Source organism: Streptomyces sp. NPDC002328 (assembly GCF_042890065.1).
GTDB lineage: Bacteria > Actinomycetota > Actinomycetes > Streptomycetales > Streptomycetaceae > Streptomyces.
Genome location: NZ_JBIARQ010000001.1, coordinates 69,806 through 86,063, shown reverse-complemented (window position 1 = coordinate 86,063; position 16,258 = coordinate 69,806). Strand labels below are relative to the sequence as shown.

14 protein-coding genes and 1 pseudogene are annotated in these 16,258 nt (G+C 70.9%); 10 read left to right on the top strand and 5 right to left on the bottom strand.

Annotated elements, in window-relative coordinates:
• Window positions 1-12: 12 nt before the first annotated feature.
• The 8 genes and pseudogenes from ACFYX4_RS00410 to ACFYX4_RS00375 form a co-directional block, all read left to right on the top strand.
• Window positions 13-1,056: pseudogene (locus ACFYX4_RS00410) on the top strand (polysaccharide lyase family 1 protein); the annotation flags it as partial.
• Between the two features lie 90 nt (window positions 1,057-1,146).
• Complete coding sequence (locus tag ACFYX4_RS00405; protein WP_389323359.1) at window positions 1,147-2,490, top strand: ABC transporter substrate-binding protein; 1,344 nt, start codon at window positions 1,147-1,149, stop codon at window positions 2,488-2,490.
• 147 nt (window positions 2,491-2,637) lie between these two features.
• Window positions 2,638-3,435, top strand: coding sequence for a rhamnogalacturonan acetylesterase (locus ACFYX4_RS00400; protein WP_389323356.1), 798 nt, complete (start codon window positions 2,638-2,640; stop codon window positions 3,433-3,435).
• A gap of 37 nt (window positions 3,436-3,472) precedes the next feature.
• Window positions 3,473-4,789 (top strand): polysaccharide lyase family 1 protein, encoded by a 1,317-nt coding sequence (locus ACFYX4_RS00395; protein WP_389323353.1) that lies wholly within the window; start codon window positions 3,473-3,475, stop codon window positions 4,787-4,789.
• Between the two features lie 141 nt (window positions 4,790-4,930).
• Window positions 4,931-6,076: a pectinesterase family protein gene (locus tag ACFYX4_RS00390; protein WP_389323350.1), complete on the top strand. Its 1,146-nt coding sequence runs from the start codon at window positions 4,931-4,933 to the stop codon at window positions 6,074-6,076.
• A 1-nt stretch (window position 6,077) separates the two neighbouring features.
• The gene (locus tag ACFYX4_RS00385) at window positions 6,078-7,148 is read left to right on the top strand and encodes a pectinesterase family protein (protein WP_389323347.1); all 1,071 of its coding nucleotides are present in this window, start codon (window positions 6,078-6,080) and stop codon (window positions 7,146-7,148) included.
• Window positions 7,135-8,292 (top strand): dienelactone hydrolase family protein, encoded by a 1,158-nt coding sequence (locus ACFYX4_RS00380; RefSeq protein WP_389323344.1) that lies wholly within the window; start codon window positions 7,135-7,137, stop codon window positions 8,290-8,292. The genes ACFYX4_RS00385 and ACFYX4_RS00380 overlap by 14 nt, the downstream gene beginning before the upstream one ends.
• Window positions 8,293-8,326: 34 nt before the next feature.
• Window positions 8,327-8,455, top strand: coding sequence for a hypothetical protein (locus ACFYX4_RS00375; RefSeq protein ID WP_389323341.1), 129 nt, complete (start codon window positions 8,327-8,329; stop codon window positions 8,453-8,455).
• Window positions 8,456-8,477: 22 nt separating this feature from the next.
• Here ACFYX4_RS00375 and ACFYX4_RS00370 read toward each other — a convergent pair whose 3' ends face one another.
• Together ACFYX4_RS00370 and ACFYX4_RS00365 are read right to left on the bottom strand one after the other, a co-directional pair.
• The gene (locus ACFYX4_RS00370; protein WP_389323338.1) at window positions 8,478-9,350 is read right to left on the bottom strand and encodes a hypothetical protein; all 873 of its coding nucleotides are present in this window, start codon (window positions 9,348-9,350) and stop codon (window positions 8,478-8,480) included.
• The gene (locus tag ACFYX4_RS00365; protein WP_389323335.1) at window positions 9,347-9,916 is read right to left on the bottom strand and encodes a SigE family RNA polymerase sigma factor; all 570 of its coding nucleotides are present in this window, start codon (window positions 9,914-9,916) and stop codon (window positions 9,347-9,349) included. The genes ACFYX4_RS00370 and ACFYX4_RS00365 overlap by 4 nt, the downstream gene beginning before the upstream one ends.
• Before the next feature lie 273 nt (window positions 9,917-10,189).
• On the opposite strand from ACFYX4_RS00365, the gene ACFYX4_RS00360 reads away from it, so the two are divergent.
• The gene (locus tag ACFYX4_RS00360) at window positions 10,190-11,641 is read left to right on the top strand and encodes an NCS2 family permease (protein ID WP_389323331.1); all 1,452 of its coding nucleotides are present in this window, start codon (window positions 10,190-10,192) and stop codon (window positions 11,639-11,641) included.
• A gap of 92 nt (window positions 11,642-11,733) precedes the next feature.
• Here ACFYX4_RS00360 and ACFYX4_RS00355 read toward each other — a convergent pair whose 3' ends face one another.
• From ACFYX4_RS00355 to ACFYX4_RS00345, 3 genes are all read right to left on the bottom strand, one after another.
• A complete protein-coding gene (locus ACFYX4_RS00355; RefSeq protein WP_389323328.1) occupies window positions 11,734-13,182 on the bottom strand; it encodes a peptidoglycan D,D-transpeptidase FtsI family protein in 1,449 nt (482 codons plus the stop codon).
• 116 nt (window positions 13,183-13,298) lie between these two features.
• Window positions 13,299-13,766 (bottom strand): GNAT family N-acetyltransferase, encoded by a 468-nt coding sequence (locus ACFYX4_RS00350; protein ID WP_389323325.1) that lies wholly within the window; start codon window positions 13,764-13,766, stop codon window positions 13,299-13,301.
• Between the two features lie 3 nt (window positions 13,767-13,769).
• The gene (locus tag ACFYX4_RS00345; protein WP_389323322.1) at window positions 13,770-14,543 is read right to left on the bottom strand and encodes an IclR family transcriptional regulator; all 774 of its coding nucleotides are present in this window, start codon (window positions 14,541-14,543) and stop codon (window positions 13,770-13,772) included.
• Between the two features lie 111 nt (window positions 14,544-14,654).
• Here ACFYX4_RS00345 and ACFYX4_RS00340 point away from each other — a divergent pair, with 111 nt between their 5' ends.
• Entirely contained in the window at window positions 14,655-16,184 is a 1,530-nt protein-coding gene (locus ACFYX4_RS00340; RefSeq protein ID WP_389323319.1) for an aldehyde dehydrogenase (NADP(+)), read from the top strand.
• Window positions 16,185-16,258 lie beyond the last annotated feature (74 nt).

Below are 16,258 nucleotides of genomic sequence, written 5' to 3'. Positions count from 1 at the left end.
GTGGGAGCCGCAATGACGCACTTCCGGAGCAAGCGCTTGCCGCGACGTGGCGCGGTGCTGGCCGCCGTGGCCGGCCTGATCGCCGCGCTGGGACTCGGCGCGGTCGGCGAGGCGAAGGCCGTGCCGCCGTCGGACCACGCCGGCGCGTCCCGCTGGAGCGACCGGGCCCACGGTTTCGCCTCGCTGGCCGGCGGGACCACCGGAGGCGCCGGCGGGAAGGTGGTCACCGTCACCGACCAGGCCTCGCTGGCCCGTTACGCCGCCGCCGAGGAGCCGTACGTCATCCGGGTCGCCGGGGCGATCGAGGTCGAGCCCTTCGGTGCGGACATCGTGGTGGCCTCGGACAAGACGCTCGTCGGCGTCGGCGTCACCGGGGAGATCGTCCACGGGGAGTTACATCTGAACCCCGGCACGCACAACGTGATCATCCGCAATCTGACGATCCGGGACTCGGCGGTCGAGGGCGACCGGGACTGCAAGACCACCGACTTCGACGGCGTCCAGATGGACACCGTCCATCACGTCTGGGTCGGCCACAACCGCTTCTCGAACATCTGCGACGGGCAGCTCGACGTCCGCAAGGACAGCGAGTACATCACCGTCTCCTACAACCGGTTCGAGAACAACAACAAGACCTTCGGACTGGGCTGGACGACGAACGTCAGGACGCAGATCACCGTCGACCACAACCTGTTCGCCAACACCAAGCAGCGCAACCCCTCGGTCGACAACGCCGCTTACGCGCACCTCTACAACAACTACCTGAAGGCGCAGGCCGATCCGGGCGATCCGGTGTGGACGTACGGCAACTGGTCGCGCGGCCGGACGAAGATGGTCATCGAGAACAGCTACTACCGCGACGTCCAGCACCCCTATCAGGCCGAGACCACCGCCGAGTTGGTGCAGCGCGGGTCGATCCTGAGGAACACGACCGGCCGCCATGACGCCTGGGGCGCCGCCTTCGAGCCGCGGGACTTCTACGCCTACCGCCTGGACCCGGCGGCGGCCGTGCCCGCGCTGGTGACGCGGTTCTCCGGGCCGCAGCAGCACATCGGCGCCGACGGGCCGCCGCCCGCCCTACCCCACTGACCTCCCCCCACGACGTCACAGAAATCCTCGTTGGATCCAGAAGAAGAGAGCCGACCAATGAAGATCAGCGTTCACAGAAGCAGGCGTGCCGCCGTGGCCGTCGCGCTCGGATCCGTCCTCGCCCTGACCGCCACCGCCTGTGGTGACGACGGCAGCGGAGCGGGCGGCGACAAGGGGTCCGAGGGCAGCGGCAAGGGCAAGATCGTCTTCTGGGACAACAACGGCGGTGTCCGCACCGACATCTGGAAGGAGATCATCGCCGACTTCGAGAAGCAGAACCCGGGCATCGAGGTCGAGTACGTCGGCATCGCCTCCACCGAGTACCAGTCCAAGGTCGACACCGCCATCCAGGGCGGCGGTCTGCCGGACGTCGGCGGCGTCGGCGCCGCGATGCTCGCCGGGTTCGCCGCCCAGAACGCGCTGGAGCCGCTGGACGACCGGCTCGGCAAGTCCTCCCTCGGCGGCAAGCTCAACGAGGACATGGTCAAGGTGCTGAAGGCGGCCGGCGGCGGCGACGGCACCCTGTACTCGATCCCGACCTCCGCCAACAACGGCGTCCTGTACTACCGCACGGACCTGTTCCAGGCGGCGGGCCTGGAAGCGCCGACGACCTGGGACAAGTTCTTCGCCGCCGCGGACAAGCTCACCGAAGCCGGCAAGAACAAGTTCGGGTACACCATCCGCGGCGGCACCGGCTCCATCGCCCAGGCCCTGGACGCGACCTACGGCCAGAGCGGGATCACCTCGTTCTGGAACGGGGACAAGACCACCGTCAACGACCCGAAGAACGTCGCGGCGCTGGAGAAGTACGCGGCGCTCTACAAGAAGGTCACGCCCGCGGCCGACCTGAACAACGACTTCACCAAGATGGTCGCGCAGTGGGACTCCGGCACCATCGGCATGCTGAACCACAACCTCGGCTCCTACCAGGACCATGTGAAGGCGCTCGGCGTCGACAAGTTCCGAGGCATCCCGCAGCCGACGGGCACCGACGGCAAGCGGGTCCAGGTCTCCAACCCCGTCGACGGGCTCGGCCTGTTCAAGAGCTCGAAGAACAAGGACGCGGCGTGGAAGTTCATCGAGTTCGCCACCTCCAAGGCGGAGAACTCGAAGTTCAACGAGTCGGCCGGGCAGGTGCCGTCCAACAACGACGCGGCCAAGGACGCGTGGATCGCCAAGGCCGAGCCGACGAAGCTGGCCGCGCAGGCTCTGACGGACGGGTCGACGACGATCGTGCAGCTGCCGTACTACCTGCCGGACTGGAACACGATCTCCAAGTCGGACAACGAGCCGAACTTCCAGAAGGTGCTGCTCGGGAAGATGAGCGCGAAGGACTTTCTGGACACGTTGGCTGAGCAGCTGAACAAGGCGCAGGCGGAGTGGAAGCAGCAGAAGAGCTGACCGAGCTGTGTCTCGCCGGGGGCGGTCCGTTTCGTTGCAGGGTGCGGGCCGTCCCCGGCTGGGCGCGCCCACGCGGCGGAGCCGCAAATCGATACAGCCCCGCGCCCCTAGGTGAGTTGCCCATCCCCTGGTGAAAGGTGCACCTCTGTGTCCCTTACCCGCAGGCAGGTTGCTTCCGCGGCCGTTGCGGCCATACCGCTCGGCGTTGCGGGAATTGCTCCCGCGCGCGCCTCCTCCCACTGCCCCCGTACTGTCTACCTCGCCGGTGATTCCACCGCCGCTCAGAAGTTCGCCGATGCCGCGCCCGAGACCGGGTGGGGCATGGCGTTGCCCTTCTTTCTCCGGGAGGGGCTCGCCGTCGCCAACCACGCCGTGAACGGGCGGAGTTCGAAGAGCTTCGTCGACGAGGGGCGGCTCGACGCGCTCCTCGCCTCGATCCGGCCCGGTGACCTTCTTCTGATCCAGTTCGCGCACAACGACGAGAAGACCACCGACCCCACCCGCTACACCGAGCCCTGGACGACGTACCAGGACTATCTGCGGCTGTACGTCGACGGGGCGCGGGCCCGTGGTGCGCGGCCCGTGCTGTTGACGCCCGTCGAGCGGCGGCGGTTCGACGCGGCGGGGAACGCCGTGCCCAGTCACGGCGAGTATCCGGCGGCGATGCGCGCGCTGGCCGAGGAGGAGGGCGTCGCGCTGCTCGACCTCCAGGCGCTCTCGCTCGCGCTGTGGCAGGAGCTCGGGGTGGAGGGGACCAAGACCTACTTCAACTGGACCGAGACCGAGCAGGACAACACGCACTTCAACCCGCCGGGCGCGATCGCCCTGGCCCGGCTGGTCGCCGCCGGGCTGGCGCGCCGCCGGGTGCTCGCGCGCCGGGACGTGCGCCGGCTCGACGCGCAGATCCCGGACTCCTGGATCACCTGGCCGCCGGCCGCCGCGTAACCACCGACCCCTTCGACATCGGGAAGAGAGCCGCACGATGAACGCACAGAGATGGCATGGGCATGTCACCAGCATGGTCGTGGTGGGCTGCACCGCCCTCGCGCTGACGGCCACCGGCGCCACGGCCCAGGCGCAGTCCCCGCGCGACCCCGCCCGGCAGACCCTCCCGGCCGGCGACGGCTGGGGGTCGTACGGCACCGGGACCACCGGCGGGGCCGCCGCCGACGCCGCGCACGTCTACACCGTCACCACCTGGGCCGAGTTCAAGGCCGCCCTCGCCGCCGGCGGCGACGCCCCGAAGATCATCAAGGTGAAGGGCACGATCGACGCGGTCTCCGAGGGCTGCGACGCCTTCGCCGCGCCCGGCTACGACTTCGACGCCTATCTGGCGAAGTACGCGCCGGAGACGTGGGGCCTCGACACCGACCTCAGCGGTGAGCCCGCCGACAGCCCCGAGGGCCTGCGCCGCGTCTCCGCCGCCGGCCAGGACAAGGCCATCAAGGCGAACGTCCCCGCCAACACCACCATCATCGGCGTGGGCCGCGACGCCGGGTTCAAGGGCGCGAGCCTCCAGATCAGGGCCGTCGACAACGTCATCGTCCGCAACCTCGCCTTCGAGAGCCCCGTCGACTGCTTCCCCCAATGGGACCCGACCGACGGCTCGAAGGGCAACTGGAACTCGGAGTACGACACCGCCGTCGTCTACGGCTCCACCCATGTCTGGCTGGACCACAACACCTTCACCGACGGCTCCCACCCGGACAGCGCCGCGCCGACCTACTTCGGGATGCTGTACCAGCAGCACGACGGCGAGCTGGACATCGTCCGCGGCTCCAACCACGTCACCGCCTCCTGGAACGTCTTCACCGAGCACGACAAGACGATCCTGGTCGGCAACAGCGACAGTGAGTCCACCGCGGCGGGCGACCGGGGCAAGCTGAAGGTCACCTTCCACCACAACCTGTTCTCCAACCTGGTCGAGCGCGCGCCCCGGGTGCGGTTCGGGCAGGTCGACGCCTACAACAACCACTTCGTCGCGGACTCCACCTACGCCTACAGCTTCGGCATCGGCAAGGAGTCCCAACTCGTCGCCCAACACAACGCGTTCACCCTGCCCAGCGGGGTCAGCGCGGCCAAGGTGCTGAAGAAGTGGAACGAGGCGCCGGTCACCGCCGACAACAACCTCGTCAACGGCAGGGCCGTCGACCTGATCGCCGTGCACAACGCGGAGATCCCCGCCGAGACCCTCCAGTCCGGCGCGGGCTGGACGCCGACCCTGCGCACCAAGGTCGACCCGGCCAGGGCCGTCCCCGGGATCGTCCGCGCCGGCGCCGGCGCCGGAAAGATCTGCTGACCGCTCGCCGGTCACGGGCCGGGGCCCCCGAGCCCCGGCCCACCCCCCTTCGATTCGAGCCGCACGCGAAGGAGCACCCGCATGCCCCCGTCCCGCATGCCCTCGTCCCCCATGCCCTCGTCCCCCATGCCTTCGTCCCCCATGTCTTCGTCCCACCCCCGACCGCCCCTGTCCCGCAGGGGCTTCCTCACGGCGGGCGCCGGCACGGCGGCCGCCCTCGGGCTCGGGCCCCTGGCCGCCCCCGGCGCCCTGGCCGCCACCGGCCGCCCGGCCCGCCCGTTCGGCCGCTTCGGCTCCCCGGCCGCCCGCCTCACCCCGCGCACCTTGTACGTCGACCCCCTGGGCCGCGGCGACCACACCTCCGTCCGCGACGCCGTGACCGCCGCGACGGGCAGCGGCCGGACCCTCGTCCTCGCGCCCGGCGTCTACCGCGAGACGGTCGCCGTCGACGCCACCCGCACGGAGGCCACCTGGATCGGCGCCTCGGAGAACCCGCACGACGTGGTGATCGTGTACGACAACGCGGCCGGCACCCCCAAGCCCGGCGGCGGCACCCACGGCACCACCGGTTCGGCCACCACCACCGTGCAGGCCGCCGGCTTCACCGCCCGCTGGATCACCTTCGCCAACGACTGGCTGCGCGCCGACCACCCCGACATCACCGGCACCCAGGCCGTCGCCGTCAAGGTCCAGGGCGACCGGTCCGCCTTCCACCACTGCCGCTTCCTCGGCCACCAGGACACCCTGTACGCCGACTCGATGTCCCTGGGCGTCTTCGCCCGCCAGTACTACTCCCACTGCTACGCCGAGGGAGACGTCGACTTCGTCTTCGGGCGGGCCACCGCCGTCTTCGAGCACTGCCGCTTCCGCACCCTGACCCGCACCGACCTCGCCTCCGCCCCCTACGGGTTCGTCTTCGCGCCCTCCACCGCCGGCGCCAACCCGCGCGGCTACCTGGTGACCCGGAGCCGTGTCACCGGCGAGGCCCCGGACGGCTACTACAAGCTGGCCCGCCCCTGGGTGCCCAGCTCCGACACCACCGCCCGCCCCATGCTCACCGTCCGCGACACCCGTCTCGGCCCCGGCATCGACGCGGTGGCCCCCTACGCCAACATGTCGGCCTCCTTCCCGTGGCAGGACCAGCGCTTCGCCGAGTACCGCAACTCCGGGCCGGGCGCACGGATCACCGTCCCGGAGAACCGGCCCCAACTCACCCGCGAGCAGGCCGAGTCGGCGACCCGCGAGACCCACCTCGGCGACTGGCGGCCCTGGAAGGAGGGCCACTGACATGCGCCGACGCACCCTCCTCGCGGGCCTCGCCGGCGGCGCGCTGAGCACGGGCACGGCGGCGACCTCCGCACACGCCGTCTCGTACGGTGCCCACGGCTCGCACGGTTCCCACGGCTCCCGCCGTGTCCTGCACGTCCGCCCCGGCGACTCGGTCCAGGCCGCCGTGGACGCCGTCGACGGGCCCGGCTGGACGATCGTCGTGCACCCCGGGACGTACCGCGAGGTCGTCGGCATCCCGGCCGACCGGCCCTCGTTGACCCTGCGGGGAGCCTGCCGCGACCCCCGCGCCGCCGTGATCGTGTACGACAACGCCAACGGCACCAAGAAGCCCGACGGCACGACGTACGGCACGGCCGGCTCGGCCACCTTCGCCTCCGCCGCGCCCGGCCTCACCGTCCGCGACCTCACCCTCGCCAACGACTGGCTGCGCGCCGATCACCCGGACGTCACCGGCACCCAGGCAGTGGCCGCGTACGTCACCGGCGACCGCTCGTCCTTCGACAACGTCCGCTTCCTGGCCCACCAGGACACCCTGTTCGCGGACACCACCGCCCTGGACGCCTTCGACCGGCACTACTACCGCCGCTGCCACATCGAGGGCGACGTCGACTTCGTCTTCGGGCGGGCCCGCGCCGTCTTCGACGCCTGCCGCTTCCACACCCTCCAGCGGGACGTGTCCTTCACCCCCAAGGGCATGGTCTTCGCCCCCTCCACCGCCCGTGCCAACCCCTACGGGTTCCTCGCCGTGCGGGGCCGGATCACCTCCGGCGCCGAGGACGGCGCGTACAAGATCGCCCGGCCCTGGGTGCCGTCGTACGAGACGACCGCCTGGCCCTCGCTGGTCGTGCGGGACACCTGGATCGGGCCCGGCATCGACGCCGCCGCCCCCTACACGAACATGCGCGACGCCTACCCGTGGCAGACCATGCGGTTCCGCGAGCACGCCAACTCCGGCCCCGGCGCGGTGATCTCGCAGCCGGACAACCGGCCGCGGCTGACCTCGGCCGAGGCCGCCGCGCACACCCGGCGGACCTACCTCGGCGACTGGAGGCCGTATGAGCGCCCATGACCCGGTGGGGCGGCGGGCGTTCGTCGTCGGCGCCGGGGCCGCGCTGGTCACGGGAGGCGCGGTGAGCGGGGCGCGGGCGGCGGTCGTCGCCGGGCCGCTGCCCGACTTCCACCCCGCGCTCAGGGCGGAGCTGGACTTCCCGCTGGCCTGGGGCAACTCCCCGATCCGCGACTTCCGCGCCTGGCGCCGGGCCGCCCGCGCCAAGGTCGAGGAACTGCTGATCGTCGAGGCGGACCCGCGCCTCCCGTACGACGCCGAGTTCGGCGCGCGCGCCGAACACGACGACTACTCAAGCGAGTTGGTCACCCTCTCCCTCACCCGGCACGAACGCGTCCGCGCCGCCCTGCTCACCCCGCACGGCGCCGGCCCCTTCCCGGCCGTTCTCCTTCTGCACGACCACGGGGCGAAGTTCGACATCGGCAAGGAGAAACTGGTCCGGCCCTGGTACGACTCCACGCGGCTCGCCTCCGCGCGGAGCTGGGCGGAGAAGTACTTCAGCGGACGGTTCGTCGGCGACGAACTGGCCCGGCGGGGCTATGTGGTGCTGGCCGCCGACGCCCTCGGCTGGAGCGATCGAGGCCCCCTCGCCTACGAGCAACAGCAGGCCCTGGCAAGCAACTTCTTCAACCTGGGCTCCTCCCTGGCCGGGCTCATGGCCCGCGAGGACGTACGGGCCGCCGGCTTCCTCGCCGGCCTCGACCGGGTCGACCGGCGGCGGATCGCGGCCCTCGGCTTCTCCATGGGCGCCTTCCGCGCCTGGCAGACCGCCGCGCTCAGCGACGACATCGCCGCCACGGCCGCCGTCTGCTGGATGACCGGGCTCAAGGAGATGATGGTCCCCGGCAACAACACCCTGCGCGGACAGTCCGCCTACTGCATGCTGCACCCCGGACTGTCCCGGCATCTCGACTTCCCCGACGTGGCGAGCATCGCCGCACCCAGGCCGATGCTCTTCCTCGACGGCGGCCTCGATCCGCTGTTCCCCGCCGACGGCGTCCGCGCGGCCCACGACAAGCTGCGCACCGTCTGGCGGTCCCACCACGCCGAGGAGCGGTTGCGTCTGTCGACCTGGCCCGACCTCGGCCATGTCTTCGTCGACCGCATGCAGGACGAGGTCTTCGCCTGGCTCGACACCGTCGTGTGAACGCGTCCTGTGAACCGCCCCGTGAGCCGGTCCTGTGAACCGTCCCCCCACCCGCACGAGAGAGGACCGCACTCCATGTCTCGTCGTACCGCTCACCCGGGCCATGCCCGCCACCGCGTTCCTGACGACGGGCAGCACGACCATCGGCTCGACGATGAACTGACCCCCGCCGGCCCCTGACGAAGCTACGAATCGTCCTCGTCGTCGTCCTGGGCGGCGAAGTCGCCGCCCACCGAGCGCGTGTCGTCGCCGACCCGGGCGGTGACGGTGTAGCGGTCGTCCTTGGCGTCACGGCCGCCGCGGTCGTGGTCGTACTGTCCGGCGAACACCCACTCGCCCTTGGGGACCGTACGGCCCTCCTTGAGCACCCAGGTGTGGACGAGGAAGCCGTCCCGCTCGGCGACCGTGTACGTGAAGTCGCTCTCCGGCAGCGAGCGCCAGGCGCCCGCGGAGGACACGCCGCCGGTCTGCGCCACCTTCAACTCCACGGTCAACGCGCTGAGTTGCTCGGAGGTCTTGATGGTGATGTTGCTCTGCGCCCAGAAGTCGTTGCTGTGCGGGTCGACCGAGCCGTCCGACCACAGCGGGCCGTCCTCGGCGCCGTCGGCGGACGGCGGCGTCGAGGCGGCGGGCGGCGCGGCGGACGAGGGCGGCGCGCTCGGCGCGGGGGAGCCGCTCGGCTCGGCCGGGTCCTGTTTCCCGCCGCCGGAACTCGGCGTCGCCTCGGGGGAGGCGGGCGGCCGGCTCGTGGCGTCCGGGGACTCCACCGGCGGCGAGGAGACCGCCACCGTCTGCTGCTGCGGCGGGGTGTCGTCCTTCACCGCGGAGGCCACCGCGTACCCGCCGACCGCGAGCATGCCCGCGACCGCGGCCGTGGCGCCCACGATCCGCGTCCAGCTCCACAGGGGCGGCCGGGAGGCCCGGTGGTCGGTCCGCTCCTGGCCCGCCATGCCGCGCTCGACCCGGGCGAGGATGTACTCGCGGTCCGGCTCGTGCGCCTCGGCCGCCTCGTGCAGCCGGGCGCGCAGCTCGTCGTGCACGTCCCGCTGCATCGTCATCGGTCCCTTCCTCCGGCCTGACCGGTGCGCGCCGCCATCACGGCGTGCACCCGCTGCGGAGCGCCTTGTGCGCCGAGCAGCTTCTGCAACTCGGCCATTCCCTTGGAGGTCTGGCTCTTCACCGTACCCACCGAGACCCCCAGCGCGAGCGCGGTGTCCTTCTCCGAGAGGTCGAAGGCGTGCCGCAGCACGACACAGGCCCGTTTGCGGAACGGGAGTCTACGCAGCGCCGACTGGACGTCCACCACGCCCGCCACGTCCGGGTTCTCCGTCTTCTCCTCGCGCTGCGACCAGAACAGCGTGATCCTGCGGCGCTCGCGCACGGCGCTGCGTATACGGCTGCGGGCGAGGTTGGCGACGACGCCGCGCGCGTACGCCACCGGGTGGTCGGCCGCGCGCACCCGGTCCCAGCGGTGCCACAGCGCCAGCAGCGCGTCCGCCGCCAGATCGTCGGCGGCGTCCGCCTCGCCGGTCAACAGGGCGGCGAGGCGGGAGAGTTCGGCGTAGTGACGTTCGAAGAAGGCATGGAACTCCACGGAGGCGGCGTCGTCGACGACTGTGCCCACGGGTGACCTCTTCTCGATGCGGACTTCTGGCATCCCGGCCGGGGACGCTGTGCGTGTCATGTGAATGACATGAGGATGTCCCGAGAAGGGGTCGGGACGAGATCCGGAAGCGTAGCAGTGATCATTCACTCGGCTTTGTACGGGGGTTCGAACACCGTAGGGCCGATCGAACCCTGATTCCGTAACACGGCGAAAACCTGAAGCGGGTTCAACAGGGGAACAATCCAGCCAGCATCCGCGCACTGATCACCCAGGTCACAAGGAGTGTCCGCCATGTCCGCACCGCAGCAGGAGACCGACCGGCCGACTGCCCCGCCCCCCGCGGCGAACAGCGTCGACCGGTTCTTCAGGATCTCCGAACGGGGCTCGACCTTCGCCCGTGAGATACGCGGCGGCTTCGCCACGTTCTTCACCATGGCCTACATCCTTGTCCTGAATCCCCTCATCCTGGGCAGCGCGAAGGACAAGTTCGGCGACTCCCTCGACCCGGTCCAACTCACCACCGCCACCGCCCTGGTGGCCGCCGTGATGACGATCGTCATGGGCGTCGGCGGCAACCTGCCCCTCGCGCTCGCCGCGGGCCTCGGCCTCAACGCCGTCGTCGCCTTCCAGATCGCCCCGCTGATGAGCTGGGACGACGCGATGGGCCTCATCGTCCTCGAAGGCCTGCTGATCTGCGTGCTGGTGCTGACCGGTCTGCGCGAGGCCGTCATGCACGCCATCCCGCAGCCGCTGAAGCAGGCGATCAGCGTCGGCATCGGCCTGTTCATCGCCTTCATCGGCTTCGTCGACGCCGGGTTCGTCAGCCGGATCCCCGACGCCGCGAACACCACCGTCCCCGTGCAGCTCGGCGGCTCCGGCACCCTCACCGGCTGGCCGGTCCTGGTGTTCTGCCTCGGCGTGCTGCTGACCGTCGGACTGCTCGCCCGCAAGGTCAAGGGCGCGATCCTGATCAGCATCGTGACGATGACGATCCTCGCGATCGTCATCGACTCGGTCGCGGACATCAAGTCCTGGGGCCTGACCACACCCGAGTGGCCCGAGAAGATCGTCGACACCCCCGACTTCGGACTGATCGGTCACTTCAGCCTGTTCGGCGCGTTCGGCGAGACCACCGTCATCACCGTCGTCCTGCTCGTCTTCACGCTGATCCTGTCCGACTTCTTCGACACCATGGGCACCGTCGTCGGCATCAGCGCCGAGGCGGAACTCCTCGACGAGGACGGCAAGGTGCCCAACCTCAGCCGTGTGCTGCTCATCGACGGCGCGGCGGCGGTCGCCGGCGGCGCGGCCTCGTCCTCCTCCGCGACCTCCTACATCGAGTCGGCGGCCGGCGTCGGCGAGGGCGCGCGCACCGGCTTCTCCAACCTCGTCACCGGCGGCCTGTTCGCCCTCGCCCTGTTCCTGACCCCGCTGCTCACCATCGTCCCGCTCCAGGCGGCGGCCCCCGCGCTGGTCGCGGTCGGCTTCCTGATGATGACCCAGGTCAAGTCCATCGACTGGGACAAGTACGAGATCGCCGTCCCCGCGTTCCTGACGATCGCCGTGATGCCGTTCACCTACTCCATCACCAACGGCATCGGCGCGGGCTTCGTCGCCTACGTGCTGATCAAGACGGTGCTGGGCAGGGCCAAGGAGGTGCACTGGCTGCTGTGGGGAGCGTCGGCGCTGTTCGTGGTGTACTTCGCGATCGACCCGATCGAGCAGATCCTGGGCGCGAAGTAGGGGGCGCTGCGCGGCCGGCGCGGGTTCGTCGTGGCCGGTCGCGCCCAAGCGGCGGAGCCGCATACTTGACACAGCCCCGCGCCCCTGAGGGGTTACCGCAACGCCGCTTTCATGACGGCCTTGGCCACAGGTGCCGCCAAACCGTTGCCGCTCACCTCGGACCGCTCCGCGTCCGACTGCTCCACCACCACCGCCACGGCGACCTTCTCGCCGCCTGACGCGCCGTACGACGTGAACCAGGCGTACGGCGTCTGGCTGTTGTTCTCGCCGTGCTGGGCGGTGCCCGTCTTGCCGCCGACGGTGACCCCGTCGATCCGGGCGTTGGTGCCGGTGCCCTCCTCGACGACCGTCCGCATCGCCGACTGCAACTGCTCGGCGGTGCGGGCGCTGACCACCCGCGTCGTCGAGGCGTCGGCGTCGTAGTCGTCGAGCACATCGCCGCCGCCGTCGGTGATCTGCGAGACCATGTGCGGCGACACCAGCTCACCGCCGTTGGCTATCGCGGCCGACACCATGGCCATCTGGAGCGGTGTCGCCGTCACGTCGAACTGGCCGATGCCGGTGAGGGCGGTCGACGACTCGTCCATGCCGGACGGGTACACGCTCGTGTACGCCCGCACCGGCACGTCCTGCGTAGTGTCGTCGAAGCCGAACCTCTCGGCCGTCGCCCGCAGCTTGTCCTGCCCCAACTGGACGGCCATATGGGCGAAGACGTTGTTGCAGGAGTACTGGAGGGCGACCCGGATCGAGGCGTTCTCACAGGGCGCGGAGGTGTTCTCGTTGCGCAGGACGGTCCTCGTGCCGGGCAGCGTGTAGGGGTCCGGGCTGTCGGTGCCCACGTCCACCGACGCGTACAGGCCGTTCTCCAGCGCCGCCGCCGCGACGACCAGCTTGAACGTGGAGCCCGGCGGCAGCGGCTGCCGCAGCGCACGGTTGGTGAGCGGCTTGTCCGGGTCCGCGGTGAGCTTCTTCCAGGCCGCTCCGGCGCTGTTCGCGTCGGTCAGCGAGGACGGGTCGTACGAGGGCGTCGACACCACCGCGAGGATCCTCCCGGTGGCCGGGTCGATGGCGACGGCCGCGCCCTTCTTGTCGCCGAGCGCGTCGTAGGCGGCCTTCTGCACGTCCGGGTCGATCGTGGTGATCACGTTGCCGGGGGCGGCCCGGGTGTCGGTGACCGTGTCCATCATGGTCCTGAGCCGGGTGTCGGTGCCGTTGAGCAGCTCGGCGTAGACGCCCTCCAGCTGGGTGGGGGCGTAGCTCTGCGAGGCGTAGCCCGTCACCGCCGCGTACAACTCGCCGTCCGTGTACGTGCGCCGGTACTTCAGGTCGCTGTCCGTACCGGCCGCCGAGCCGGTGATCGCCTTGCCGGCCACGACGATGTTCCCCAGCGGCCCCGAGTACGTCTCGATCGCGTTGCGCCGGTTGTCCTGGTCGTCCGCGAGCGCGCGGCCCTCGTAGAACTGCACCCAGGTCGCCCGCAGGAGCAGGGCGAACACCAGCAGCAGCGTGAAGACCGAGGCACGCCTGATCGTCTTGTTCATCGCGAACGGTCAGACGAACGAGTCACCGCGAAACGTTCCCGAAGGTCCGCTTTCTCATCTTTCTCATGTTTCTCATGAACGGTTCATCTCATGAACGGTTCATGAGCGGGCCGGCCTCACTCCTCCAGCCGCAGCACGAGCTCGTCGATCTCCTCGCCGCGCGCGGGCGCGTACCCCGTCGCCTCGGCCGTCGTGCGGAAGCCGCACTTCTCCAGCACGCGCAGCGACCCCGCGTTGTCCGCCGCCGCACGCGCGTACAACGGCCGTTCCGCGACCTCGTTCAGCAGCCCGCGCAGCGCGGCCGTCGCCACGCCCCGCCCCCAGTAGGCGCGGTCCACCCAGTAGGTGACCTCGCGCTCACCGGGCTCCCCGTACACCGCCGCGTGCCCCACCACGTCGCCGTCGGCCAGGACCGTGCGCACCAGGGCGGTCGAGCGGACCCGCCTCCAGTGCTCCTCGAACGCGTCGTGGTCGGCCGGGTCGGGCGGGGTGAACGCGGCCATCCGGAGGGCCTCCGGATCGTTGAGCTGCCGGTAGAACACCGGCAGGTCGCTGTCGTGCACCTCGCGAAGTACCACCTGCACCGTTCAGAGCCTCCGGGTCGCCAGGGTCAGCCGGTCACGCGCGTCGAACAGCGCGTCCTTCACCATCTGCTCGTGCGCGGGCGTGAGTCTCGCCACCGGCACGGAGCAGCTGATCGCGTCACGCGCGGGCGTGCGGTACGGGACGGCGACGCCGAAGCAGCGCAGACCGAGCGTGTTCTCCTCGCGGTCCACCGCGAAGCCCTGGTCCCGGACCTGGTGCAGCTCCTCGATGAGCTTCTCGCGGTCCGTGATGGTGTGCTCGGTCAGCGCGGGCAGCGTCTCCGGGAGCATCTTGCGGACCTGCTCGTCGGTGTACGTGCTCAGCAGCGCCTTGCCCAGCGAGGTGGAGTGGGCGGGCAGCCGGCGGCCCACGCGCGTGAAGGGGCGCAGGTAGTGCTGGGACTGGCGGGTCGCGAGATAGACGACGTTCGTGCCGTCGAGGCGGGCCAGGTGGATGGTCTCGGTGGTGTCGTCCGAGAGCCGGTCCAGCGTGGGCCGGGCCGCCGCCACGACCTCGTCGCCGTCGATGTACGAGGTGCCGACGAGCAGCGCCCGCACGCCGATGCCGTAGCGCGTGCCGGTGGCGTCCGTCTCCACCCAGCCCAGCTCCACCAGGGTGCGCAGCAGCATGTAGAGACTGGACTTGGGATACCCGACGGCCTCCTGGACCGACGCGAGGGAGTGCATACCGGGGCGGCCGGCGAAGTATTCGAGCAGCTCAACCGTCCGCACCGCGGACTTGACCTGCGCCCCGCCCCCCGTCTCGCCAGCCGACATCGCCCTTGACCCCTTCGTTCGACGGGAAATAATCTCCAGCGTATTCACCATCAGAGACAACGTTCAGTATATCGAACGCCCCCGAGAACAGAGCACGTGGAGGGACCCGCGGTGGCAGCAGCACCAGTCTGGAGTGTCGACCCCCGAACCGGGAAGCAGCGTGAGCAGGTTGCGGTGGAGGCAACGGCCCAGGAGGTGGACGCCGTAGTCCGTGCCGCGCACGCCGCTCGCGACGCCCTCGCCGACCGCACCGTCCGCGCCGCGTTCCTGCGTGCCGCCGCCGACCGCCTGGAGGCGTCCCGGAACCACCTCGTCGAGGTCGCCGACGCCGAGACCGCGCTCGGCCCGGTCCGGCTGAACGGCGAACTCGCCCGCACCTGCTACCAGCTGCGCGCGTTCGCCGGCATCGTCGACGAAGGGGCCTTCCTCGACGTCGTCATCGACCACCCCGACGACACCGCCACCCCGCCCGTCCCGGACCTGCGCCGCTACAAGGTGCCGCTGGGCGTCGTCGCCGTCTACTCGGCCTCCAACTTCCCCTTCGCCTTCTCCGTCGCCGGCGGCGACACCGCGAGCGCGCTCGCCGCGGGCTGCCCGGTCGTCGTCAAGTCGCACCCCGACCACCCGGCCCTGTCCGAGCTGGTCGCCAGCCTGCTGCGCTCGGCCGCGGCCGAGCAGGGCGTCGACAAGGGCGTCGTGGGCCTGGTGCACGGCTTCGAGGCGGGCGTCGAGCTGATCAAGCACCCGCTGGTCGCCGCGGCCGGCTTCACCGGGTCCGTGCGGGGCGGCCGGGCGCTGTTCGACGCGGCGGCGGCCCGGCCGACGCCGATCCCCTTCCACGGCGAGCTGGGCTCGCTCAACCCGGTCGTGGTGACCGAGGCCGCCGCCGCCGAACGCGCCGAGACCATCGGCTCCGGGCTCGCCGGCTCCATGACGCTGGGCGTCGGCCAGTTCTGCGTGAAGCCCGGACTCGTGCTGGTGCCGTCCGGCGCGGCCGGCGACGGGCTCCTGAAGTCGCTGACGGACGCCGTGAGCGACACCGACGCGGGCGTGCTGCTCGACCACCGGATGCGGGACAACTTCATCGCCGGGGTCGCCGAGCGGGCGGAGCTGCCCGAGGTGGAGTCCCCGGTGACGCCGGGCGCGGGCGGCGAGCACACCGTCAGCGCCGGGTTCCTGACCGTGCCGGCCGCGCGGCTGGCGGCGGAGGGCGAGCACGACCTGCTGCTGGAGGAGTGCTTCGGGCCGGTCACCGTGGTGGCCCGCTACGACTCCGAGGACGAGGTGAAGGCGGTCCTCACGCGGCTGCCGGGCAACCTCACGGCGACGGTCCAGCTGTCCGCCGAGGAGGCGGCCGGGCAGGGGCGCGGGGCCGAGATTCTCGCCGAACTGACGCCGCTCGCGGGGCGCGTGCTGGTCAATGGGTGGCCGACGGGGGTCGCCGTCGCGCCGGCCCAGCATCACGGGGGGCCGTACCCGGCGACCACGTCCACGTCCACCTCGGTGGGCGGGACCGCGATCGAGCGGTGGCTGCGGCCGGTCGTCTACCAGAATGCCCCGGAGGCGTTGTTGCCGGTGGAGCTTCGGGATGAGAACGGGTTGGGGTTGCCGCGGCGATTCAATGGGCGGCTGGAACGGTAACGCTTCGCGGAATCGCCGTCAGGGATACAGTCGTTCGCGGGCTGCGGGGCCGTTGTGGCTGGTCGCGCAGTTCC